This is a genomic window from Rhizobium sp. Rhizsp42, assembly GCF_047304155.1.
Classification (GTDB): domain Bacteria; phylum Pseudomonadota; class Alphaproteobacteria; order Rhizobiales; family Rhizobiaceae; genus Rhizobium.
In genome coordinates this window covers 98,621-121,669 of sequence record NZ_JBGLYS010000007.1, presented here as the reverse complement: position 1 = coordinate 121,669, position 23,049 = coordinate 98,621, and the positions used below count along the sequence as shown (strand labels likewise).

Here is a 23,049-nt window from a genome sequence, read left to right as displayed (position 1 = left end):
AATCATCCCACTTTCTGTGTCGGGATTTCGGCAGCGTCTTTGATGGTTGGCAGCTCCAATCGGGCTTCCATTTCGTCGAACACTACCCGCATTTCAAGTCGGCCGCCCATCGCTGCAATTAACTTCACCAGCGTTTCGAATTTAACGTTCTCGCGCTTTTCGATACGGTTTACCGACGGCTGCTTTATCGCCAGCGCCTCCGCCAACTCCACCTGCGAGAATTTGTTTAGCTTCCGCATGTCCAACAATGTGAGATAGCCGATGGAGCCAGACTTTTCGAACTGTCGGTACAGCTGTTCAACTCTGTTGGCAGCCTTTTCAGCGTTTCGGTAAACTTCGTCAGGCCTCTGGCCGTACGCTGCTTCCGAAATAAAGATACCGATTCCAAGATTGGGCCTAAACGAAACTTGGGTAATGAAGTCCCCCTTCGCAATGTCGAGGAATGTCTCTCCGCTTTGATCGGATGGACTGTCCACTTCTACCGAAAAATCGAGTTTGCGGAGGCGTTCAACGGCTTCGTGTAGAACATCTAGCGTCGTCATATTCCCGTACCTTTCCCATCCGAGCCTGGTTTGTCCAGGATCACATTCGTATTTGCGCCCGTAGTAATAATCTTTATGGCCCCGTTGCCCCCAATCAGAGTATTATGCGCTCTCGATCGATAGCGCTTTACGCCGGCATTCCCGGGAACCTCTCTAACGCTGTCTGTTTGTGGTGGGTACATTCGGCCATCGGACTGATACGCGGCAGAATTTGATATAATCCCTGAAAACTCATCCTCCACTGCCTCGAGGGTATCGCAAACCATCTTGAACGCTTCGTCATGCGTGCCGGCGGCCGGGAGGTCCCGTAGGCGGTCAACGAATATTCCGAAGCGTTCCTGCTTGTCCTTCATGATATAGGCTCCCCATTATACTCTGCAAGGTATATTTTTACCGACGCTCAATTTTTTTAACCGCTCGCGTTTTCCTATCAACGCGAATTTTCCAAATGTGTGCAGGTAGCACACCTCCTTTTGGAGTTTCTAGGGCCTTCGGCGCTGGTCTTGTGCCGAAAGATTTCAGGCGCAGTGATTTTCAGCATTGCCAGAAACTCACAATTACGTGCATTGATTTATGGGCATATGCCCGTATTTATTTTCCTCGTGCTGGTCTTCATGCTGGCGCGGGCCGACACGAGCCTTGCTTGCGTACAGGGGGTACGCAGCAAGACCCGTCGGCATACTGGCCGCCATTCCATAAGTTGGCGGCGTTCCAACACTGGCTAGCCCACGTGGATGGGCCCGCCCGCAATCTCGCAAGGAGGAAGCTATGAGAGACTATACGCGTGCTTACATCGACGGCGCTTGGGTCAAGCCGACGGGAGGTCGAATTTCTGACGTTATAAATCCCGCTACCGAAAAAGTGGCTGGACAGATCACGCTAGCGTCGGCAGCCGATGTCGATGCAGCTGTGGCAGCAGCGGCGAAGGCCTTTAAGACTTTCTCCAAGACAACACGAGAGGAGCGGCTCAACTTATTACAAAGCATCCTTTCAGTTTACGGCCGACGAATGGACGACTTGGCGGACGCGCTGACCGAAGAACTGGGCGCGCCAAAGAAATTCGCGAAAGACGTTCAGGCGGGCGCGGGATATTTACATCTGCAGACGGCCGTGGCGGTCCTGAAAGACTATAAATTCGAATATCCCCAAGGCGACCGAACCATTATCAGGCGCGAGCCCATCGGCGTTGTCGGGATGGTGACGCCGTGGAATTGGCCGATCAATCAGATCATGGTCAAAGTGGTCCCTGCCCTCGCGACGGGCTGCACCAGCGTTCATAAACCTTCGGAAATTGCACCGTTCAGCGCCCATATCCTCGCGGAAATCTTCCACGAGGCCGGCGTTCCAGCCGGCGTGTACAACCTCGTGGATGGTGACGGGCCGACTGTTGGAGCAGCGATTTCCGCGCATCCAGGTATTGCCATGGTTTCGTTCACCGGTTCGACTGCGGCAGGGATCGATGTCGCCAAGCGCGCCGCCGATACCGTGAAGCGCGTTCACCAGGAACTTGGCGGGAAATCGCCGAACATTGTTCTTCCGGACGCCGATTTGGCGAAGGCTGTGACCGAGAACATTCATCGGCTGATGATGAACTCGGGACAGACCTGCCACGCACCTACACGTATCCTCATTCCCTCTGAGAAGATCGAAGAAGCCAAAATGGTGGCGCGAGAAGTCGTTACTTCCCTCAAGATCGGCGACCCAAAGGGTGATGTCGACATGGGACCCGTCGTCTCCAAGCGTCAGTGGGAGCGGGTTCAGTCCTTGATCGGCAAGGGTATCGCGGAAGGCGCTGAAGTCATCGGAGGCGGAGAAGGACGTCCCGAAGGACTTTCGTCTGGATATTACGTCAGGCCTACAGTCTTTGCCGGGGTCCGAAACGAGATGGCGATCGCCCAAGAGGAGATTTTCGGGCCCGTGCTATGCATGATCGCGTACAGAGACGTGGACGACGCTGTCGCCATTGCCAATGACACAGAATATGGTTTGGGTGCCTATGTGCAGGCGGGTTCCGTGGACGAAGCGCGCAACGTCGCGGCCCGTATTGAGGCGGGCATGGTCTACATCAATGGCGCGGGCGAAGATCCCCAAGCTCCCTTCGGAGGATACAAGAAGTCCGGCAACGGTCGCGAATGGGGTGCGGTCGCGTTCGGAGAATTTCTTGAAACGAAAGCCCTGATCCTTCCGACCTAAGGTGCTGTGGAAGCTGCCATCCCAAAGCTGGGTGCGGCCGGATGACGCAAAGCGAAAGCAATGCCGATTGTGGCCGCCCCCTGCATCCTAATCTGCGGCGCGTTCCCAACCGCATCATCAACGAGACACCCAATGCAAAGCTATCAATTGAAAGAGTTCGGTGGCCAGATTGCCGAAGAGATCTTCGCTGACCCTGTTCCGACTGCGACCGAAGTCATCGTCCGAGTTCACGCATGTGGACTATGTCATTCAGACGTCCACTTCCATAATGGCCACATTAACCTCGGCGGCGATGCGAAGTTGCCGCTGGAGGCAGCCGGCGCCAAGCTTCCTCTGACCTTGGGGCACGAAATCTTCGGATACATCCAAGCGTTCGGGCCGTTGGCTAAGCTGACCGCCAAGGATATTGGGCGACCGGTGATCGTGTACCCTTGGATCGGGTGTGGAGAATGTGCGCCCTGCAAGGCGGGCTTGGACAACGCGTGTATTGAAACGCCGCAGAATTTGGGCCTGCAACGGCCGGGCGGGTATGGCGACAAGGTTGTCGTTCGCGACGAGAAATACCTTGTTGACGCAACAGGAATTGATCCCACGATCGGCGGCATCTACGCGTGTTCTGGTCTCACCTCTTACTCGGCACTACAGAAGGTCCCGGCAAATCGCGGCTGGGTCGGCATCATCGGCATGGGAGGCGTCGGTCTAATGGGCCTCTCGATCGCAAAAGGCACGGGATTCGAGAAGGTAGTCGCAATCGATATCGATGATGACAGACTGGCACTTGCCCATGATGAGTATCGCGCGGACCTCGTGGTGAACAGCACGAAAGCTCAGGCGACATCGAACCTGCTCGCTGCCACCGGCGGCCTAACAGCCATCATTGACTTCGTCGGGTCAGATCAGACCTCCAACCTTGCGTTCGAAGTTCTTGCTCCAGGGGGGACCTACGTGAACGTCGGCTTGTTTGGTGGCGAAATGCGCATTCCTCTCGCGGTGCTATCGCTTCGCCAATTCACGATACGAGGATCCTACGTCGGATCGCTCGGCGAACTTAAGGACCTGGTGGACCACGTTCGCGGAGGCAACATCCGGCCAATCCCCGTGACGACCGCGCCGTTCAACGAGACCAACGTCAACGACGGCCTTGCCGCGCTCCGCGCCGGGAAAATCAAGGGTCGTCGAGTGTTGTTCCACGAAGAAGCCTGAGAGACCGCTAGCTGCAAACGGCGAAGCAGCAGATCTTCGTTGCTTCGCCGCCTCTACTGGATTTAGAAATAGGTGCATCATGGACACTGGTCCACTTTTCTCGAACTTCAAACTCGGCCGACTGGAACTCTCAAATCGGATCGTCATGGCACCGATGACCAGACGTTTTAGCTCCGGAGGCGTACCGGACGAAGCCGTAGCTCGTTACTATCGACGACGAGCGGAAGGTGGCGTCGGCCTGATCATCACCGAAGGCACGACAGTGCACCGCGACGCGGCATCGAATGACACCTCCATTCCAAATTTCCACGATCCGCATAGCCTTCGAGGTTGGAGCCATGTCGTTGAAGAGGTCCACGCAGCCGGCGGACGAATAGCTCCGCAATTGTGGCATCAAGGCATTCTTCGAGCCAATGGAACGGGGCCAAAACCAGGCGCGCCCTCAGAGGGACCTTCGTCGAACGGGAAGGCCCTTGCGATGACGGATAGCGATATTGCGGACACGATATCCGCGTTTGCCTCAGCGGCAACCGCGGCGCGCTCAATCGGGTTCGATGCTGTCGAGCTTCATGGGGCGCACGGATACCTGCTGGACCAATTCCTCTGGGCTGGCGCGAATTCCCGTGCTGATCGCTATGGCGGAAACGTCCCGGCGCGAACGCTTTTCGCCGCTGAGGTCGTCAGGGCCGTTCGGGAAGCCGTCGGCGAAGACTTCCCACTGATCTTCAGATTCTCACAATGGAAGCTTCAGGACTACAGCGCGCGCCTGGCTTCGTCCCCTTTCGAGCTTGAGGAGATAGTCGGCCCGTTGGCGGATGCGGGCGTCAGTGTTTTTCACGCCTCGACGCGGCGGTTTTGGGAGCCTGAGTTTGAGGGGGCAAGCCTAAACTTGGCGGGATGGACCCGCAAATTGACCGGCCGTCCCACGATCAGCGTCGGATCGGTCGGCCTCGGCGGCGGCGATTTCCTCGAACAGCTTCGAGGTTCGTCGACCGAGGCTCCGATCGGTACGCTGGATGAGCTTGTCGCCAGAATGCGGAGCGAGGAGTTCGACTTGATTGCGGTGGGAAGGGCTTTGATCAGCGATCCGGACTGGCCAGCAAAAATCCGCGATGGCCGGTGGAGCGAATTGCAACCTTTTTACAAAGAAGAGCTGCAGCGTTTGATATAAATAGGCATCTGACGACAACGCCGGGTTCATCACCCGGGGTCTACAATGGATGCAGTTGTCCAATGACGACTGCATCCAAATCAGACCAGAGGCGGGGCAACGCCTTTAAAAAGCCGTCTTACTCAGCGCCAGCCATGGCAGCCTCGAGGTTCCGGCCATCATTTGCCCAGAGGTGCTCGATTTGAAGCGCAGTCGGGTCTGGGAAGATGTATGCCGCACCATTCTCAATGCCTTCCACGATGTTCTTTGCCGCATGCTCGGGCGCAACCTTTGCAAGCGGGACGTTTTTGGCCAAGTCGGTTTCGATCGGACCAGGATACACACCAAGCACGTCGACCCCCGAAGCCTTGAGCGTACCACGGAGAGTTTGCGTCAACGAATGCAATGCAGCCTTCGACGCGGAATATCCACCCAAGGGAGCCGCTGAAACAAGGCCAACGATGCTGACGACGTTGACGATGGTGCCGGAACCGCGAGCGATCAACGCGGGCGCGAAAGCCCGGATTACTCTGAGCGTGCCATAGTAATTGGTCTGCATGTCGCCATCGAGGTCTTCGAAGCTGCTAGTGACAAAGTTGGTGAAAGCGAGCGTGCCCGCATTGTTGATGAGAACCTCCGTATCGCCGGCAATGCTGGCTGCCTGCTCAACAGAGGTATCGCTGGTGACGTCCAGCTGCAGCGGCACTGCACGCCCATCTCCGAAATCCGGCAGGGATTCGATACGCCGAGCCCCAACGTAGATCTTCTTCGCACCTGCACGGAGCAGTTCGTGGACGGTTGCGGCACCGATCCCTCGATTAGCCCCGGAAACCAGGACGATCTTACCCTTTACAGACATTTTAACCCTCTCGACCGTCAACGCGATCCTGCTGTTAAATACAAAGTAAACCGATCTGTTTACACTCCATCGGTAAACAGATCGGTTTACCGAGTCAATCCCACGTGCTATCTGGGCTCTGGAAGGAGACACGCCATGACCGGAAGTGCGCAGCCCGCAAAACGAAGCGAGATCGTCGAGCTTGCTTTAGCTCGCTTTTACGACGGTGGGTTTCTTGCGACGGGAGTTGACTCCGTTATCGCCGGAAGTGGGATTTCGAAGAGGACGCTCTACAAATACTTCCCTTCGAAAGATGAGCTCATCGAAGAGGTTCTCGCGACCTACGCTGTTTCCGTGGGGAAAACACTTTTTGAACCCGTGCACGCCTCCGGCCTCGAAGCAAGGGCAAAGATTTTGATGTGCTTCAACACCAGGCGAGAGATGCTTGAGGCGGAGTGCCGCGGATGTCTTGCAATCCGCGGCTCACAGGAATTCCCGGGGCAAAGCGAGCGACTGCTGCTCAAGTGTCGCGAGCTCGGCGCTTATGTTGAGGCGCAATTTGTGAGTTTATGCCAAGAAGCCGGCCTTGCAGAGGCCCAAACCTTGGGGATGCAGATTACGGTTCTCTTCCAAGGTGCCCTTCTGCTGTCGCAGGCGTACGGCAACTCCCGACCTTTTCACGCTGCAAAAGCCGCAACAGAGACTCTCCTCGCCGACGCCGCCGAGAGGCCAGCCGCCTGAACATGCTACACGCCGCCTATTCGTGACGAGCGTGTAGCAACGAACGAGTCAAGGGTCCTGAGCCACCTTCACAAGAAGTTTCCCGAAGTTCTTGCCGCTAAGCATCCCAATGAAGGCGCCGGGCGCGTGTTCCAAGCCGTCAACGATATCTTCGCGATACTTAATCTCACCAGCCGCGACCTTAGGTGCGAGCTCAGCTAGAAAAGCATCGTAGTGTTCGTTCTCAAATTCATAATTGATGAATCCCCGCACCAGAATGCTTCGACGTAGAATTGCGTTCATCGTTGCCGGCAGCTTGTCGGGCCCGGCGCTTTCCGGATCGTTATAATTCGCAATCAAACCTGACACTGGCACTCTGGAAAACCTGTTCAGCAACGGAAGGACTGCATCCCAGACGTGGCCTCCAACATTTTCGAAGTAGACGTCGATCCCCTGCGGACACGCAGCTTCCAGCTCTGCGGCAAAACTGCTCGAACGGTGGTCGATCGCGACATCGAAACCCAGCTCGTCTTTTACGTGAGCACATTTCTCAGCGCCGCCCGCGATGCCGACCGCCCTCGCCCCCGCCATTTTCGCTAACTGTCCAACAAGCGATCCGACGGGGCCAGAGGCTGCCGCGACGACTACCGTCTCGCCCGACTTGGGTTGACCCAGAAGTTTCATACCGCTGTACGCTGTAAACCCGGGCATTCCCAACACGCCTAACGCGGTCGTGAGCGGCGCACCATTAGTTTTTACGGGTTTCAGCGTATCGGCACTCAACGTCGCGTGCGTTCTCCATCCGGTACGTGCTCGCACTATATCTCCGACACGGTAGTTCGAATGCTTCGACTCAGTCACTTCGCAAATCGTCTCGCCGTCCATAACACCGTTCACAGGCACGGGCGCTGCATAGGATTTGGCGTCGCTCATGCGTCCGCGCATATACGGATCAAGCGACAGATAGAGAGTTCGCAGCGCAACCTCTCCGTTACCGACGCCTGAAATTGGCACCTCCTCCAAACGGAAGTCTTGCAGGATCGGCTCACCGATCGGCCTGCTAGCCAAAACAATTTGACGGGACGTTTTCATTTTTAACTCCATTCTTCTAGGGAGCGACCGCTCCCATTGGCAGTAAAAGGAAGTTTTGTCTCCGAACGAACGATGGGTAAGCTCGTTTTGCTAGCGCTCAGACCGTCCACCAATAACAACAGATAACCGGTCGGAAATTGGAGAGCGAATTTGCGCTTGATTACGGAGTTGGAACCTCGCGACCAGCCGGCCTAGCGCCTCTGCCTCAATGGAAAGCCGGTACGTCGTTGCCGAAGTCTCTTCAACCATGGCAGCATTCTGTTGCGTCACGTTGTCCATCTGATTGACTGCAACGTTGACTTCGCTGAGACCGGTTGACTGTTCTCGAGCCGCCGTGGCGATCGCGTTCACCAGTGTATCAATCTGCACGATCTGATCTTCCATCGCCTGTAGCGACGCGCCTGTCCGCTCAACGAGGTCAACACCTGTCCGAACACTCTCCGCAGATTTGCTAATCAGTGACTTTATGTCCTTCGCAGCGACAGCGGATCGTTGCGCTAGCTCACGAACTTCCTGCGCGACGACGGCGAACCCCTTTCCTGCCTCCCCCGCGCGCGCCGCCTCCACGCCAGCGTTAAGAGCAAGGAGATTTGTCTGGAACGCAATTTCATCGATCACACTCAAGATTTGGGTGATGTCATTGGACGCATTTCGGATATCAGCCATCGCAGCAATCGCCTTCCCGACTACGACGCCGGATTCAACTGCTGTTGACCGTGTCTCCGAAACCATTCGACTGGCCTGGCTTGCGTTGGCGGACGAGGCTCGGACAACCGTCGTGATTTCGTCGAGCGCCGCGGATGATTCTTCGAGAGCCGCGGCCTGCTGCTCGGTTCTCTTCGAAAGTTTGTCCGATGCGATACGCAGCTCGGTGCCGCTGCCAGTGAGCGTATCACTTGCCGCGTTGATGTCGGAGATAGTCTCCTGCAAGCGATCAATTGTCTCGTTTACGTTCTCCTGTAATCGAGCAAACACTCCCTTGAATTCACCCGACATCTGGCTCGTCAGATTTCCCTGAGCCAAAAGATCGATTACGCGGCCGGCTTCATCAACACCTGTTTCGACGGAGGAAAGAAGCGCGTTGACCTCAAGAGCAAAGGAATTAAGTCGCGCGTCTCCGTGTTCAGGCGTGACACGAAGGGAGAAGTCACCACCGACAGCAGCCGACACTACTTTGGACATCTCTGCTTGAAGTTTTTCGGTTCTCAATCGCGAGGCAAGCTCTTGCGCGCTCATCCGCTCCACGTCGGAGCCATTGCGCTTGAAAACCTCGACGGCTGCCGCCATCTCTCCGATTTCGTCGGAACGACCTACGTACGGCACGGCCGTGTCGAGTTCTCCCGCGGCCAGACATTTCATCGTCCTCGTGACGTTCCGGATAGGGCGGCTTATCTGGTAGGTCGCAATGTAGAACGCAACTGCGATTCCCAAGATCACGCCCACAAGGGTTACCGCAAGCGTGGTTACAAGCACGCCTCTCTGAAAGACCTTGAGATCCGTTGCGATGCTTTCCAGTCTGGATTCGTCCTCGTGCGATACCTTATCTATATCCGCCTGGAGAAGCTGGCGATTAGCACGATCCTTGTTGCCGAGCGCTTCCGCTGCATCAGGTCCTTCGCTCACCGCAATACGGGCGGCCTGCGATCTCAACTCGACGAACGCGCGCGCCGTGCTTTCCATGCCGCTAAAATCGGATAGCTGGCTGGTCGGAACAAGCGGCTCCCATCTATGAAGTAAGTCTTCGATGCTCGCCAGAGATTTGAGCGCGCCATCCGCATAAGGCTTTGCATCCTCTGGTGTCGCCACACCATAAGCGCCGCGAAGATCCATGACCACTGCCGTGACCAATCGGTTCAAGCGCTCGCCCATCTTTGCACGGGTAGCGACGTTTTGAAGCTCGGATACACGAGAGTCATAGACGGTAAGGGTGTAAATTCCCACTATGCCAATGAGTAATGCGACGAAGGCCATCAAGCTAACGATGGAATAGATTCTGCCACGCAGCTGCATAGCGGCTCCTAAGGATTTGAAAGAAGGGCGCTGCGGTAAGGCACTACACGGCGTGAATGCTTTGAGTTCCGCAGTATTTTACATGTGCTATTACACATGTATTAACATTGAGTTTCCCCGACCCAAGATCAAATCGCCTTCATCTTGAATTCACGCGGCCCCAACTCGCGCCCATCGTGGGCTAGTAATTTCAATTGCGGCAGAGCACGCGCCGTTTTTGCATCCACCATTTCGTGGTCGAGATCGCCAGCTTCCTTGCAGTTGCTCTCTCCCCACTGCCACAGCGCGACGAGTACAAGATAGAGCTGCTCTCCCTTAGGCGTCAAAACGTAGTTATGGCCCGAACCCGACCCGTCGTCCTCCACCACCGAGAACACCCCCTCCTCAACAAGTTTCTTGAGCCGGCTCGAGAGAATGTTTTTCGCCATTCCTAGATTCTTTTGAAACTCGTTGAAGCGGCGTCTTCCGTTGAAGGCATCCCGGACGATCAGCAGCGTCCACCAATCCCCGATGACGTTGAGGCTCCGCGCGATCCCACATTTTTTGCTTGCTAGATCCGTTTTCTTGCCGTGCAAAATCGTCCACTCCTTATGCGGTTGCAAAATTAAACCAAAACTGACAAGCTGTCGATGGGTTTCAAATTTAAACCTTCCTTACTATCGGAGTTTTTGAATGTCGGATTTGCTGGACCTCGCGATCGAAGCTCACGGCGGCTGGGCACGCTGGGAGAAAATCAATCAGCTCTCAGTCGGTTACACTGCAACAGGAATAACGGACCTGAAAGGATGGCAGGGGGTCTTCCTGGACGTGCGAGTGACGGTGGATGCACATCATCAGCGTTCTGGAATTGCTCCGTTCGTCGATTCCGACCAGCTTGGCATTTTCGAACCGACACACACCCGTGTGATCTCTCAAGAAGCCGGAGGCATCATCGACGAGCGTTTTGCTCCACGGAAGGCATTTGCGGGTCATGGCCTCACAACACCCTGGGATCGACAGAACCTCCTGTATTTTGCGGGGTACGCGCTTTGGACCTACTTAACGACGCCGTTCCTGTTCAAAATGGAGGGGTTCCGGTCCCAAGAAATCGAGCCATGGGAGGAGGATGGCCAACTTTGGCGTCGCTTGAAGGTCACATTCCCCGCCGTGATCGAGAGCCATTCGGCGGAGCAAATCTTTTATTTCGACGAAACTGGCATCCTCCAGCGGCACGACTACAGCGCCGATGTCCTCGGTGGCACCTCCAGTGCGAATTATGCTACGGATCCCAAAGTCTTTGACGGCATCGTCATACCTACAAAGCGTCGGGTTTACGCAAAGGGAGCTGACAATCGACCGATCCTGGACCGAGTGGCTGTCTCAATCGACATTCACGATGTATCGGTGAAGTAGCTAGCTGATCGGCAATGCCTTGAGCGCGAGGGTAGCGATCTCCCGCAACTCTCCGCTCGATGCCCCCGCGGCCGCCCTGACTCCAAGGCCGTCCCAAACCATCGAAATATATTGCGCGATCAAACTAGGATCCGCGGACTCCGTGAGATCACCTTCATTTTTGGCGCGCTCGAAACGGCTCGCTAAAGACAACTCAAGCTTCCTACGCCTCCTAGCCAACTCGGTCGGAACCTCGCTGGAAGTCGGTCCGCATGAGACGCCCCCTTGGAGCAAAAGACAACCAAGCCTGCCAGGATCCTTTGTCATCGCGTCAGCAATCCCCAAGAGGGCGCGCTCCGCCACTCCTCGTGCGCAGGTCGCTTCATTAATCCAACTGAAAAACACCAGCCTACCGGCGTCATACCGGTTGAGCACTTCATCAAACAGGCCTCGCTTGCTTCCGAAGGCTCCGTAGATGCTGGGCGGACTCATACCCATTTTGTCGCTCAGTTCCGATATCGACGCCCCCTCATAACCGCAGCGCCAGAATACTTCTGTCGCCTTGTCGAGCACTTCCTCGGTTGTGAAATTGCGCGGGCGAGCCATCGGCGTTCCTATTTTGTATCGATCATTATAAAACGTTGACCGAGCGACACCTCATCCATAACATAGCGATCGTTACAAAACAAATGACTCTAACGTTTCGGAGAAAGAGCATGTCATTCGAAGATAAGGTAGTGCTCGTCACTGGCGGCAGCACCGGGATCGGCTTCGCAACGGCGAAGCAGTTTGCGAACGAAGGCGCAAAGGTGGTTATCACGGGGCGACGAAGCGCCGAGCTGGAAGCCGCCGCGAAAGAGATCGGAAAGGGCGTTGTCGGGATAACCGGCGATACATCGAGATTGGGCGACCTCGACGCTCTCTTTGACGAGATCAGAAAGAGAGCGGGGAAAATAGACGTTGTCTTCGCAAATGCGGGCATCATCGACTTCGCACCGATCGGCGAGATATCTGAAGAGCAATTTGATCGGCTTTTCTCCGTTAATGTGAAGGGCTTGGTGTTCACGGTCCAAAAAGCGCTACCTCTGATCCCAGATGGCGGATCCGTTATCTTGATGTCGTCCACTGTCGCGGGCAAAGGGCTGCCCGCAAACAGCGTCTATTCCGCAACGAAAGCCGCAATACGAAACTTCGCGCGGGTATGGGCAACGGACCTGAAATCGCGAAACATCCGCGTGAATGCGATCAGCCCCGGCCCCATTGATACCGAGGGGACAGCCGATATCATGTCCTCAGAGCGCAAAGGCATGATCGCGGCTCAAGTACCGGCAGGCCGCTTCGGGAATCCGCATGAGATCGCCAACGTGGTCGCTTTCCTAGCTAGTCCGGCTGCGAGTTACGTTAACGGAGCGGATTTCCAGGTAGATGGGGGCTGGGCTCAAGTTTAATTTGTGGTGCCGTCAATAACTCAACTGAAAGGGCTCGCTCGCTGCGAGCCCTTTTGCTTTGCGGCGCGACCGAAGCAGCCTGATTAGCCTATATCATCGCAAGCCGACACATTAGGCAGAGCTTGCTTAACAAACGTCTTTGCTGCCTATTATTTAATCTAGCCTATTTTTTCTGCATATATTGGCGCGATTTTCGCTTTCTTTGGCGGAAAACGCACCACCCAGCCTGTTGTGCAATAACACGCATTGGCCTGTAATCCAGCTCAAGCCGCTCGATCGGCGACAGTCCAAAATACAGATCAGAAGGCCCGGAACGTGCCTCGCACCGGGAACGGAGAACCGCGCCTTCGCTGCGGAGCCACAATGTCCAAGATCAAGACGACAATCCTCACCGGCTTTCTCGGAGCAGGGAAAACTACGTTGCTGAACAGCCTACTTTCACAGAGCTCAAGCGAGCGGATTGCAGTCATTGTGAACGAGTATGGCGAGGTCGGTATTGACGGGCAACTCGTAGTGGACACTCAAGACGCCGTCGTCGAACTTAACAATGGTTGCATATGCTGCACGGTGAGGGACGACCTTATCAGCGCAATACAAGAGCTCCTGCGATCGGGGCGGCAGATCGATCGTTTTGTTATCGAGACCTCTGGATTGGCAGACCCCGCCCCCGTCATCCAATCTTTCATACTGGACGAAGTTCTTTCGGCACGCCTGCAGCTCGATGCGATCGTGACCGTTGTAGATGCGCTGCATGTCGAGCAGCAGCTGACACAGGACGAAGCCGTCGAGCAGATCAGTTTTGCAGACCTGATCATACTCAATAAGACCGATCTGGTGCCGGACGCTCTTGTAATTCAGTCGGAGAAGACGTTGCGGCTGTTGAACCCGCTGGCGCGTATCGTTCGGACGAGCCGTTGCCAGATAGCCTCCGCCGACGTCTTGGATATCGGCGCGTTTGATCTCAAAAACATCCTTAGCATCGACCCGCTTGTACTCGATGAACACAGCCATGAACACGACAAGTCTATTGGCTGTGTGGCCATTCGCGAGGAAGCGCCACTTGATCCAGGCCTCTTCAATACATGGCTCAACCGCCTTGTTCAGGAAATCGGCCAAGACCTATTTCGGATGAAGGGCGTACTGAGCTTCTCGAGCGAGGCACGACGCTATGTGTTCCACGGTGTTCACATGACACTGGAAGGCCGCCCGGGCAAGCCGTGGGCGCATTCTGAAAAGCGCCGCAGCGAGATCGTCTTCATCGGGCGCAATATCGATGAGGCCATGCTGCGCGAAGGCGTCGGAAGCTGCCTCTCCTCTCTCCCCGCACTTGCATCCTAACCATCTCAGAACAGGAGACGACAAATGCCACCACTTATCGCCGCAATGATTAGCCTGGGCGTACTGGGCGCTATCGATACCTACATCACCGCAACTGTTTTTCCAGTGCCCGTCTGGGTCACGTTTATTGCCTGGGCCTCCTTCTTCGCCTGTGGCGGGGGACAGCAAGGTCTTGTCAAATCCATCGTGTCGAACTGGACCGGCATTATCATTGCCTCGATCACGCTGCTAATCATCCAATTCGGTCCCGAGCATCCGATCTTCGCAGCTATCCTTGTCGGTGCAGGCACATCGGCAATGGTTCTGGTCTCCGCGATCCCGATACTCAACTTCCCGCCGGCGATCGTATTCGGTTTCGCGTCATTGGTCGGCACCACTGCGGCTACCGGAACAACGGTGACCACATCGGGGCTCAACCATCCAACGATGGTAGCGATGGCGGCCATGCTCCTGGGTGGGGTCTTTGGATTGCTCTCCGAGATCGGGACCAACCTCTTGGCTGGCAAGAAGCCGGCAACCGCTTAATCCGAAAACGAAAAGGAAAGGACCCTTGCAATGAAGCTTCAACACTATCTTGGCGGCCTGGAAGGACTTGGCCCGGTCAGCACTGAGACGCGGGTGTTCGTCGAGCAATGGGAAACCAGGATCTTTGGCATCCATACCGCGATGATGGCTCTGTCGTCGCAGCTTCCCCTCCCCGCTACACCCTCGGCCTTCACTACGATATGGACGTGGGCAGACCTTCGGAAAGGCGCGGAAAGTCTCAACCCTTTCGACTACTTCAAGTATCGTTACTACGAGAAGTGGCTGGGTGGAATTTCCGGGTACTTTATCGACCAGGGCTATATCACGGCCGACGAACTCGACGCGCTTACCGAAGAGTACTATGCCGCCCCTGAGAAATCGCTACCCTCGTATGGCGAGCAGGCGATCGACGATCGGGTCGTGCAGTATCTCGTTGAGGGCGACAGTCCAAAGCGTGATGTCGCAGTGACATTCGATTTTTCAGCCGGCGACCAAGTATCGATCTTGAATGTGCCGAGTATCGAGCACACACGCCTCCCTGGCTTTCTGCGGGAGAAGACCGGCACGATCGAAACCGTCTATGCGGGCGCTTACACCTACCTCTGCGACACGGGCACCGACGGCATCGGAGCGGCGATGCCGGTCTACTGCGTCCGGTTCGATCCTGCCGAATTATGGCCCGGCAACGCCGAACCAAACTTCTCGCTCTACGCCGATCTCTACGCACACTACGTCAGGCAGCCAGAAGCTCTCGCGACGGCAAAGGCTGCGTAAGCAACAACGTAACTTGGAGAAATGAAATGCAAGACCGTTTCCAGTATCGGGCTGATCGTGAAGCCTATAGCGCCGCGAGAGTTCGAGCCCTTGAGGCCCTGCTCATCAAGAAGGGCGTCATCACAGACAGCACGGTAGACACCGTTCTCGAGTTCTTCGAAACGAAGATGGGACCGTTCAATGGCGCGAAGATCGTGGCAAGAGCTTGGGTCGATCCATCCTTCAAGGACCGGCTCGTAGAAGACACGCCCAAAGCGATCGCGGAATTGAGCCTACCTGAGGGCATGGCGGGCGCAGAGGGTGAGCATATGAGAGCTGTTGCCAATGCGCCGGGAGTTCACAACCTGATCATATGCACCCTCTGCTCCTGCTACCCTTGGCCGGTCCTTGGTCTACCGCCTTATTGGTACAAGGACCCGACATTCCGCAGCCGGGCGGCAAGAGAGCCTCGCGCAGTTCTGGCAGAATTCGGGTTGGCGATCACCAACGACGTCGAGGTGAAAGTTTGGGATTCAAGCGCCCAGATCCGGTGGTTTGTAATCCCCGAGCGGCCTGCTGGTACCGAAGGCTTGTCCGAAACAGAGCTCGAAGCCCTGGTGACACCCGAAGCGATGATGGGCGTCGCCATTTCACAGGCAGCGTGAGGTTAACATGCTCACCCAGTTCGAACATTTCGCGGTAACCGAGATGATGGGAAAGCCCGACAATCCTCCCCGAGCCAACGGAACGCTTTGCTTCGGATCAGATTGGGAGCGCAGTTCCTTCGGCATGGCTCTCGCCTTGGCGAAGAACGGCTACTTCGAGTGGGATGACTTCAGGGACGAGCTGATCGCCTCAATCAAGTTGTGGGAAGACGACCATCCCGAAGATCAGTCGACGTGGAACTACTACGATCAGTTTCTCACCGCCCTTGAGAAGGCGATAGTGAAGGCAGGCATCGTCGACAGCAATGAGATCATGGCCGCGCTTGCGGCCTGATCGGCAGAACAATCACACCACATACATTGGAGACATCATCAATGTCAGCTGTAACAACAACTCTATCCCGCCCGATTGCTTCGAGCGCGATCTCCAAGCTTGCCCAGGCCGCAACGGCGGTATTCTTCGGCGTGATGATAGTTGGCTTTGTCGGCTTCTCACATCTCGAGGCCGTCCATAACGCCGCGCACGATACCCGCCACGCCAACGCGTTCCCCTGCCATTAGGAGTTAGGTGATGCCGTTTCTTCGATCAATCGTATTCGCCTCGGTTATTGTCGGCCTTATCGTGGGATCCGCCATAACCGTCGTCCAGTTCTTCGGGACCATACAGCTCATCTCGCAGGCCGAGGTGTTCGAGAAAGCCGGAGACTCGGCACACCACCATGGCGCTGAGCACAGTAGCGGCCCGACGGAAACGCACCAGCATGAGGAAGGCGGTTGGGAGCCGCAGGACGGCATAGAGAGGCTATCCTTCACGCTCGCCGCCAATGTACTCACCTCTATTGGCTACTCGCTCGTTCTGATCGGCTTGATCTCACTGCGTGGGACGACCGTCACTTGGCGAGAGGGTCTCCTTTGGGGCCTCGCTGCCTTCGCCTCCGTCATGCTGGCTCCGATGCTTGGACTACCTCCTGAATTGCCTGGTACGCCTTCCGCGCCGCTCGACGCTCGGCAAATCTGGTGGGTTGGAACGGCCTTCGCGACTGCGACCGGCATTGCCCTGTTCGCATTCAACCGGACCGGATGGGCGCTCATTCCTGCTATAGCTTTGATCGCCGCGCCACATATTGTTGGCGCGCCGTCAGCTCCTGTGGGCGAACATGGCGTGGCTCCCGCTGAATTGGAACAGAGGTTCATAGCGGCTGCGGTTATCACAAGCTTCGTTTTCTGGATCATGCTGGGATCACTAGGCGCTGCGATCCATCACAGGCTCCGGCCCGCAGCATGAATCCCGAATGGGCTTCGGATGCAGACGCTGTTCGGTTCTCCGCGCCGAACGGTGGAAACTGCTACATCCATAGACTTGCATTTCGCGTCCTCCTCGGGCGCGAACCGCAAAAGCAAGACTGCCTGGATTTTGTTAGAAACAACGTTTCCGCGATCACCCGTGCGGTCGATGTGCGACTGAGGACAGCCAAGATCGAGCAGGGCACGAATTTTCACTTGAACAGCCGGCACCTTAGGCGAGCTGCCATCTGGCAAGTAACTTGCATGTTGAAAGTCTGCGGCATTTAAAAAGGGGAACTGCACATGCGGATCGTAATCCTCGCTCCTCCGGGAGTTCAGTCACTCGACATTGTCGGACCGGCAGAAGTCTTCTGGGAAGCTGCGCGTCGCTTGGGAGACATGACGAAGTACGACATCCAAATCATGTCGACCGGAGCATCCTCGATCGGGGGTACGGGGCAATTGCGCTTCGTGGCGGATCGAACAATTTTCGACCCCGACGAGCCGATCGACACCCTTCTCGTAGCCGGCGACCCGTCGTTTCAGATTATAGACCCGGATTTGATCTCCTGGCTCCAGCGGCGGGTCCCCACTGTCCGCAGATACGGATCGATCTGCACCGGCGTATTTCTCCTCGGAGCCGCCGGGCTGTTGGATGGAAAAAGAGTCACCACGCATTGGGAATGTGCACCGAAATTCAGCAAGGAATTTCCTGAGATCGAGTTGGATGCCGACGCAATATACATTCGAGACGGTGCATTGATAACCGCTGCAGGCGTGACCGCCGGAATAGACCTCGCTCTGGCCCTCGTGGAGGAGGACTACGGGCGCGAAGTGGCTTTGATTGTCGCGCGTTATATGGTCATGTTCATGAAACGGCCGGGAGGACAGTCCCAGTTCAGCGCTCATCTTGTGGGGCAGATGTCGGAAACCACACTTATCCAACGCGCCCAGGATTTCATCCTGGCAAACTTGGCTTCCTCGTTATCTATCGAAACCGTTGCAAGCAAGGTAGGGATGAGTACGCGCAACTTCGGACGGGTCTTTCGCCAAGAGCTTGGGTTGACGCCGATCGACTTCATTACCGCGGCACGAACGGACGCTGCTCGTCGCTTGCTCGAGGATACTGACCAGCCACTTCAGCGTATCGCTTCAGTCTCAGGCTTCGTAGACGTCCACGCCATGCGTAGGGCGTTCGCCAAGACGATCGGTGTCAGCCCAAACGAGTACCGCGCAAGATTCCAACCTGCAGGAACGTGGCGGAGATTGCCACAGGCGAAGTCGTCGACGGTCGTGCAACTCAGCAACTAACGCTCTCGGCATATTGGCTGCGACCTGCGCTCTTCGCCCTATATAGCGCTTCGTCGGCCGCCGCCATCAACTTTGTGGCGACGCCGTCGTCGCTGACGGCAATGCCGATGCTTAGACCGATATCATAGGATCCGCCGGCCACGAGCATCGGAACTTTAAAGGACTTCAGCATCCTCTCGCCTATCGCGCGCGCTTCCAAGTCCGAGCCCGGGCCAACGATCAAAGCCAGGAACTCGTCACCACCCAGTCGCCCCAGAAAACCGCCTTCAGGCACTTCGTTTAGTAGCCTGTCCGCGGCTATCTTGAGCACTTCGTCACCGACCGCATGCCCATCGCTGTCGTTGACGGACTTGAAATGGTCGAGATCAATCTGGAGACAGGCGGTCTTCAGGCCTAACCCCAAATTTTCCTCGATAAATCGATCCAAGTAGCGGCGGTTCGGCAGGTTCGTCAGGGCGTCGTGGAGCATCAGTCGCTCCATCTCCGCATGTGCAGCAGCTAGCTGCTCATTTTGAGCGCGTGCTTTCACCTCGGCTGCTCTGAGTTCCTCATGCAGAACAACATCGCTTGTGACGTCCCAATTCGCGCCAACGACAATCGTCTCACCTGTCGGCAACTGATAGGGCATCCCACTGACCCTGAGATGACGAAGACCGCCTGTGGGCTTCGTTATCCGAAATTGGCCATTCAAGCGTCGACCAGTCTCGAGTGCCTCCGACAATGCATTCTCGACGAGCAAAAGATCGTCCTTGTGTAGCGACTTTTTGAAGTCGTCATAGCTAAGCCCTTGAACGGCCCCATCCAAGAGCCCGAACAGCTCCCGCATCCGGCGGTCCCAAAGCAGCTCGCCTGATCGGGGGTGATATTCCCACACGCCCGCTTCCAACGCTTCAAGGGCCAGCTCGAGCCGTAAGGTCAGATGTTCAGACTGGCTGGTAACGTTCCCCGGGTAACGTCGAGCGATCTCGTCCCTTCTTTCCTCGAAATTTTTGGTGAAGGAGTCGTCGAGAAACCGCACCGCAGATGTCCTTGGTGGTGTGTTTGTATGAAGATGTCTCATAGATTTTGTCGAACTGGAGGGGCTTTTACCTGATGTGGCGAACGCCGACGATAATGCGAAATTTATGCGCAATAGGTTAAAGCAGACTTAACCCTTTGCCATTGCCGCCTCGTCAATTCTCGCTACAACCATAGCAAGCTCACCGGCCGCTACGGGACGACTAAAGAGATAACCCTGCAACACGTCACATCCTAGAGCCTCGAGCACATCGGCATGAGCGACGGTTTCAACACCCTCCGCGACCACTTCAATGTTCAGCGCTTTCGCAATATCGATTATCGACGCCAGCAACCTCCGCTGTGCGGCATCGGTCACGATCGGGGCAACCAACTTCCTATCGATCTTGAGACGGTCTGGCCTAAGGTCCATAAGGCTCACGATTGAGGCATGTCCGGTGCCGAAATCGTCAAGCTCCATCTGAATGCCGCGCTTTCGGAGCTGCTCGACAGCTTGAGCCAGCTGCAAGTCAGAATCCTCGAACGAAATCGATTCCAACAGTTCGAAAGACAGTGTTCCCTTTCGAAAGCTTATCCCACCCAAGCTCTGGATAAAGGACTCGTCTTTGAGACGTTGCGCTGAAACGTTGACACTGATGCGAGGAATGGGGACACCCTGTCGCTGCCATTCCTCAAACGCATCCAAAGCCTTCCTGAGTATCATACCGTCAAGGTCGCCCAAGCGGCCTACCTGCTGGACGGCCATCAGAAAATGAGCTGGTGCGAGAACGCCCAACGCCGGATGGTCCCAGCGCGCGAGTGCCTCTGCACCTACGGCCTTCCGGGTTCGAGCGTCGACCTGCGGCTGAAAGAATGGAACGAACTCCGACTTATCGAGCGCACTCAGAACGTCATCGACTGCTGCTGCTTCGCTGAGAGCGCTTGCCCTCAACCGCGGCGAATAGACCGCGTATCTTCCCCCTCCCCGCCGTTTGGCCTCGTAGAGTGCCATATCCGCGTCAGAGATAACCGGAGATACCGAATGTCCGCCGATCTGGAAGGCCACCCCTACACTAGCGCCGACCCTGTAGCTCCGACGACCCACCGTAACGGGTTCCTGGCAGGCCGAAACTATGGCGGTGGCCAAACCCGTCATTGCCGCTCGTTCGCCGCCGCATTTAGCCAGAACGATAAACTCGTCGCCTCCGATCCTGGCGATGACCTCGCCCTTTTCGCACAGGTTTTGGAGACGTCGGCTTATCGACTGGAGAACTTGGTCGCCGACGGCATGACCTCCGGTATCGTTGACTGCCTTGAAACGGTCCAGGTCAATATGAAGGCACGCAATCGTATCATTCTTAGCGATCGGCCCGAAAAGGCGTTCCGGATTTCTTTCAATGTAACGGCGGTTCGCTAGACCGGTTAGTTGATCGTGCCAAGCTTGGAACTCCAGTTCGGCACGCATTGCGATGAGCTCGCTGTTCTGCGCAACAGCCCGCTCTTCGGCTTTTCTGAGAATTTCTTTGGCTTGGACGTCGTCCGTGATGTCCCAGTTCGCCCCGATGAGAATACGCTCACCGTCTTCAAGCGTATGGACGATCCCGTGCGCGCGGAGATAGCGGACATTGCCAGTTCCGTCTATGATCCGAAAGTCACCGCGCAGCGGTTCGGTTTCAAGAAGAGCGGAAGCCATCGCGTCTTCAACAACGCCGACATCCTCCGGATGCAGTAGGTCCCTGAAGTCTTGGTATCCCAACGTCTCGCTCATGGATGCAACGCCAAAGATGTCGCGCATCCGATCGTCCCAAATCATGACCCCGGTGTCCGGATGAAATTCCCACGAGCCTACCCCCGAAGCCTGGAGCGTCAGGTCGAGCCGCTTGGAGAGAATTCGAAGCCGTGCCTCGCGGTCGCGCAGCAAACGCCCGTACTGATCTTCGCCAGGATCTTTGAAATTCAGAATAGGAGGAGCGGCCTGAACGCCAGGCTCGAACGCTGCCGGAGTGTAAGCTTTCGTCATGTGGATCTCTTGATCGCAAGTTGGTAGGCGCCTTGCACCCAGCTTCCAAGCCCGTGCCATTTCGGGTCAAAAAGTATGGTATACAACCTAAGGAAACGTGAATCACTCAAGCTTGCCTGAGGGCTTTCATTCGCATATCTCAGCGATACTGTTGACACAGAGTGGGGCCGCCAGATGCACGAGTTAAACTATCCAGATTTGCGGTCGGTCCCTGCTCAACGCCGGCTTCAGGACGACCCCTTGCTTCGTCGGATGAGAGATGCGGTGTCGTTTGACTACATCTGGGTATGCGGACTTGATCTGCCGGGCTTCGAGGCGGGTACAGCACGATCGGTCGATACTGATTTTCCGCCGCTCTTCGTTGAGAAATACATTGCTGGAAACTTCAACGAGCGAGATCCACTCGTCCTATCGGCTTATCGCGAGCGCCGCCCGCTATCCGATCTTGAAGCATACAAGCAGTTTGATTCCCCTTCGGGGCTGCAGTCCCTCCTCGCGGATTTTCGGATATTCGGGCGTGCAATCATACCCGTTGAGCGGCACGGAGTCAGCTTCGGGGCCGTAATCGTTGCGAGAGCCAGCGCTTTCCTTCCAGACGAAATCGACTATCTCGCACTTGTCGCTCCGCCGCTTCATGACCGCGTTACGAAGTCGATAATGGCACGGTACGGAGCGGACTTCCTGCGGCTCTCCGCCACCGAGATACGATGTTTAGCGCTTTGCGAGCAAGGCCTGACCAGTGAGCAGATCGCTGTCGAGTGCGGACTGCTTCCGCAGACGATCAACGGTCATTTTCTCACCGCGGCCAAAAAACTTGGCGCGACCAATCGCGTTCAGACTGTAGCGATGGCGATAAGGCGCGGTCTGATCTAAGAAAGTCGGGTGGCGAGACGTACATCGTTTGATTGCCTGCAGATGTATCAGATGATCCTTAGCCGGCACGCTTTTGCGATAGCCTGCATTCTGTTGACAACGTCTAGTTTCCGAACAGCGCTCTTCACGTGGCCGTTCACAGTATGAGGCGATAATTTTAAGATCAGCCCTGTTTCGATGCTGCTCTTCCCAGCAGCGGCCCACGCGAGGCACTCCTTCTCTCGGTTCGACAACTTGTTAGGACTTGTCATGCCCCGCGCAGAAGCAAACAAATGGACGATTTCCAGGAAGCCGAAGGCGATCGGGACAAGATCGCACGTCGGGCCTCGATCAGCTCGTGATACAATGAGCGCATAGCGTTGGGCATTCGTGTCGCAACCTGTAAGACCGACACTGAATCCCATCTTCTCGCGCTCCAATGAGCGTGACTTGACAATACGCCGCAGTTCGTCCCCCGCGTGGTGAGGCAGAAGGATATCGGGTCCCGCGATCGGCAGAACGCTCGCCGTGCCGTGCGTAACGAAGCCCGACTTCGTGAAATCGCCGGTGCGCACGTAGTGCTCATAGAGTTGACGTGGCCAATTTGTACACACCAACAACTCATCGGAAGGCCTTTCGTGTGGCTCTGGAAAGCGCGTTACCAAAAAACGTGGGAAGTGCTGACGTGTGGCAAAGTCCCCTATCGCTTCCGCGAGAACAGCTTTTGAAGCCTCGTTT

General features: G+C 56.1%; 25 protein-coding genes. 15 read left to right on the top strand and 10 right to left on the bottom strand.

All coding sequences use genetic code 11. The features are described from left to right. Positions 1 to 2: 2 nt before the first annotated feature. On the bottom strand, positions 3 to 542 hold the full coding sequence (locus ACCD05_RS09750) for a helix-turn-helix domain-containing protein (RefSeq protein ID WP_148198037.1): 540 nt from the start codon (positions 540 to 542) through the stop codon (positions 3 to 5). Next, positions 539 to 895 (bottom strand): hypothetical protein, encoded by a 357-nt coding sequence (locus ACCD05_RS09745; RefSeq protein ID WP_148198036.1) that lies wholly within the window; start codon positions 893 to 895, stop codon positions 539 to 541. The genes ACCD05_RS09750 and ACCD05_RS09745 overlap by 4 nt, the downstream gene beginning before the upstream one ends. Positions 896 to 1,310: 415 nt before the next feature. Between ACCD05_RS09745 and ACCD05_RS09740 the strand changes: the two genes are divergently transcribed. The 3 genes from ACCD05_RS09740 to ACCD05_RS09730 all read left to right on the top strand — a co-directional run bounded on the left by ACCD05_RS09740 (position 1,311) and on the right by ACCD05_RS09730 (position 5,109). Further along, positions 1,311 to 2,735 carry an aldehyde dehydrogenase family protein gene (locus ACCD05_RS09740; RefSeq protein ID WP_413392253.1) on the top strand — a complete coding sequence of 475 codons (1,425 nt, stop codon included), beginning with the start codon at positions 1,311 to 1,313 and terminating at the stop codon, positions 2,733 to 2,735. Positions 2,736 to 2,867: 132 nt separating this feature from the next. Then, a complete protein-coding gene (locus ACCD05_RS09735) occupies positions 2,868 to 3,938 on the top strand; it encodes a zinc-binding dehydrogenase (RefSeq protein WP_413392251.1) in 1,071 nt (356 codons plus the stop codon). A gap of 79 nt (positions 3,939 to 4,017) precedes the next feature. Then, complete coding sequence (locus ACCD05_RS09730; protein WP_413392249.1) at positions 4,018 to 5,109, top strand: NADH:flavin oxidoreductase; 1,092 nt, start codon at positions 4,018 to 4,020, stop codon at positions 5,107 to 5,109. Between the two features lie 118 nt (positions 5,110 to 5,227). Here ACCD05_RS09730 and ACCD05_RS09725 read toward each other — a convergent pair whose 3' ends face one another. Next, a complete protein-coding gene (locus ACCD05_RS09725) occupies positions 5,228 to 5,947 on the bottom strand; it encodes an SDR family oxidoreductase (protein WP_413392247.1) in 720 nt (239 codons plus the stop codon). A 135-nt stretch (positions 5,948 to 6,082) separates the two neighbouring features. On the opposite strand from ACCD05_RS09725, the gene ACCD05_RS09720 reads away from it, so the two are divergent. Further along, entirely contained in the window at positions 6,083 to 6,667 is a 585-nt protein-coding gene (locus ACCD05_RS09720; RefSeq protein ID WP_413392245.1) for a TetR/AcrR family transcriptional regulator, read from the top strand. A gap of 48 nt (positions 6,668 to 6,715) precedes the next feature. Here ACCD05_RS09720 and ACCD05_RS09715 read toward each other — a convergent pair whose 3' ends face one another. The 3 genes from ACCD05_RS09715 to ACCD05_RS09705 all read right to left on the bottom strand — a co-directional run bounded on the left by ACCD05_RS09715 (position 6,716) and on the right by ACCD05_RS09705 (position 10,323). After that, positions 6,716 to 7,738, bottom strand: coding sequence for an NADP-dependent oxidoreductase (locus ACCD05_RS09715; protein WP_413392243.1), 1,023 nt, complete (start codon positions 7,736 to 7,738; stop codon positions 6,716 to 6,718). A gap of 90 nt (positions 7,739 to 7,828) precedes the next feature. Further along, positions 7,829 to 9,748 carry a methyl-accepting chemotaxis protein gene (locus ACCD05_RS09710; protein ID WP_413392241.1) on the bottom strand — a complete coding sequence of 640 codons (1,920 nt, stop codon included), beginning with the start codon at positions 9,746 to 9,748 and terminating at the stop codon, positions 7,829 to 7,831. Positions 9,749 to 9,876: 128 nt separating this feature from the next. After that, on the bottom strand, positions 9,877 to 10,323 hold the full coding sequence (locus tag ACCD05_RS09705; RefSeq protein WP_413392239.1) for a winged helix-turn-helix transcriptional regulator: 447 nt from the start codon (positions 10,321 to 10,323) through the stop codon (positions 9,877 to 9,879). Positions 10,324 to 10,420: 97 nt separating this feature from the next. Between ACCD05_RS09705 and ACCD05_RS09700 the strand changes: the two genes are divergently transcribed. Next, complete coding sequence (locus ACCD05_RS09700; RefSeq protein WP_413392237.1) at positions 10,421 to 11,140, top strand: hypothetical protein; 720 nt, start codon at positions 10,421 to 10,423, stop codon at positions 11,138 to 11,140. Here the strand turns inward: ACCD05_RS09700 and ACCD05_RS09695 are convergent, their stop codons facing one another. Continuing rightward, entirely contained in the window at positions 11,141 to 11,725 is a 585-nt protein-coding gene (locus tag ACCD05_RS09695; RefSeq protein ID WP_112945893.1) for a TetR/AcrR family transcriptional regulator, read from the bottom strand. It lies immediately after the preceding gene. 110 nt (positions 11,726 to 11,835) lie between these two features. On the opposite strand from ACCD05_RS09695, the gene ACCD05_RS09690 reads away from it, so the two are divergent. The 9 genes from ACCD05_RS09690 to ACCD05_RS09650 all read left to right on the top strand — a co-directional run bounded on the left by ACCD05_RS09690 (position 11,836) and on the right by ACCD05_RS09650 (position 18,443). Then, a complete protein-coding gene (locus ACCD05_RS09690; protein WP_413392235.1) occupies positions 11,836 to 12,567 on the top strand; it encodes an SDR family NAD(P)-dependent oxidoreductase in 732 nt (243 codons plus the stop codon). A 363-nt stretch (positions 12,568 to 12,930) separates the two neighbouring features. Next, entirely contained in the window at positions 12,931 to 13,905 is a 975-nt protein-coding gene (locus ACCD05_RS09685; protein ID WP_413392233.1) for a CobW family GTP-binding protein, read from the top strand. 24 nt (positions 13,906 to 13,929) lie between these two features. Beyond that, a complete protein-coding gene (locus ACCD05_RS09680) occupies positions 13,930 to 14,430 on the top strand; it encodes a DUF1097 domain-containing protein (protein ID WP_112436203.1) in 501 nt (166 codons plus the stop codon). Between the two features lie 30 nt (positions 14,431 to 14,460). Next, on the top strand, positions 14,461 to 15,204 hold the full coding sequence (gene nthB, locus ACCD05_RS09675) for a nitrile hydratase subunit beta (protein ID WP_413392231.1): 744 nt from the start codon (positions 14,461 to 14,463) through the stop codon (positions 15,202 to 15,204). A gap of 26 nt (positions 15,205 to 15,230) precedes the next feature. Further along, entirely contained in the window at positions 15,231 to 15,848 is a 618-nt protein-coding gene (gene nthA, locus ACCD05_RS09670; RefSeq protein WP_112943996.1) for a nitrile hydratase subunit alpha, read from the top strand. Positions 15,849 to 15,855: 7 nt separating this feature from the next. Continuing rightward, positions 15,856 to 16,182 carry a nitrile hydratase accessory protein gene (locus ACCD05_RS09665; RefSeq protein WP_112943995.1) on the top strand — a complete coding sequence of 109 codons (327 nt, stop codon included), beginning with the start codon at positions 15,856 to 15,858 and terminating at the stop codon, positions 16,180 to 16,182. Positions 16,183 to 16,223: 41 nt separating this feature from the next. Beyond that, positions 16,224 to 16,409 carry a CbtB domain-containing protein gene (locus ACCD05_RS09660; protein WP_112943994.1) on the top strand — a complete coding sequence of 62 codons (186 nt, stop codon included), beginning with the start codon at positions 16,224 to 16,226 and terminating at the stop codon, positions 16,407 to 16,409. 10 nt (positions 16,410 to 16,419) lie between these two features. Next, the gene (locus ACCD05_RS09655) at positions 16,420 to 17,133 is read left to right on the top strand and encodes a CbtA family protein (protein WP_112943993.1); all 714 of its coding nucleotides are present in this window, start codon (positions 16,420 to 16,422) and stop codon (positions 17,131 to 17,133) included. Between the two features lie 302 nt (positions 17,134 to 17,435). Beyond that, positions 17,436 to 18,443 (top strand): GlxA family transcriptional regulator, encoded by a 1,008-nt coding sequence (locus ACCD05_RS09650; protein WP_112943992.1) that lies wholly within the window; start codon positions 17,436 to 17,438, stop codon positions 18,441 to 18,443. Here the strand turns inward: ACCD05_RS09650 and ACCD05_RS09645 are convergent. Both ACCD05_RS09645 and ACCD05_RS09640 read right to left on the bottom strand, forming a co-directional pair. Beyond that, positions 18,433 to 19,461: a sensor domain-containing diguanylate cyclase gene (locus ACCD05_RS09645; RefSeq protein WP_162725120.1), complete on the bottom strand. Its 1,029-nt coding sequence runs from the start codon at positions 19,459 to 19,461 to the stop codon at positions 18,433 to 18,435. The two genes, ACCD05_RS09650 and ACCD05_RS09645, sit on opposite strands and share 11 nt — an antisense overlap. 129 nt (positions 19,462 to 19,590) lie before the next feature. Next, complete coding sequence (locus ACCD05_RS09640; RefSeq protein WP_413392226.1) at positions 19,591 to 21,459, bottom strand: putative bifunctional diguanylate cyclase/phosphodiesterase; 1,869 nt, start codon at positions 21,457 to 21,459, stop codon at positions 19,591 to 19,593. Between the two features lie 174 nt (positions 21,460 to 21,633). Here ACCD05_RS09640 and ACCD05_RS09635 point away from each other — a divergent pair, with 174 nt between their 5' ends. Next, the gene (locus tag ACCD05_RS09635) at positions 21,634 to 22,332 is read left to right on the top strand and encodes a helix-turn-helix transcriptional regulator (RefSeq protein WP_413392224.1); all 699 of its coding nucleotides are present in this window, start codon (positions 21,634 to 21,636) and stop codon (positions 22,330 to 22,332) included. Between the two features lie 47 nt (positions 22,333 to 22,379). On the opposite strand, the gene ACCD05_RS09630 is transcribed toward ACCD05_RS09635, so the two are convergent. Continuing rightward, positions 22,380 to 22,886: a helix-turn-helix transcriptional regulator gene (locus ACCD05_RS09630; RefSeq protein WP_413392222.1), complete on the bottom strand. Its 507-nt coding sequence runs from the start codon at positions 22,884 to 22,886 to the stop codon at positions 22,380 to 22,382. Between the last annotated feature and the right edge of the window lie 163 nt (positions 22,887 to 23,049).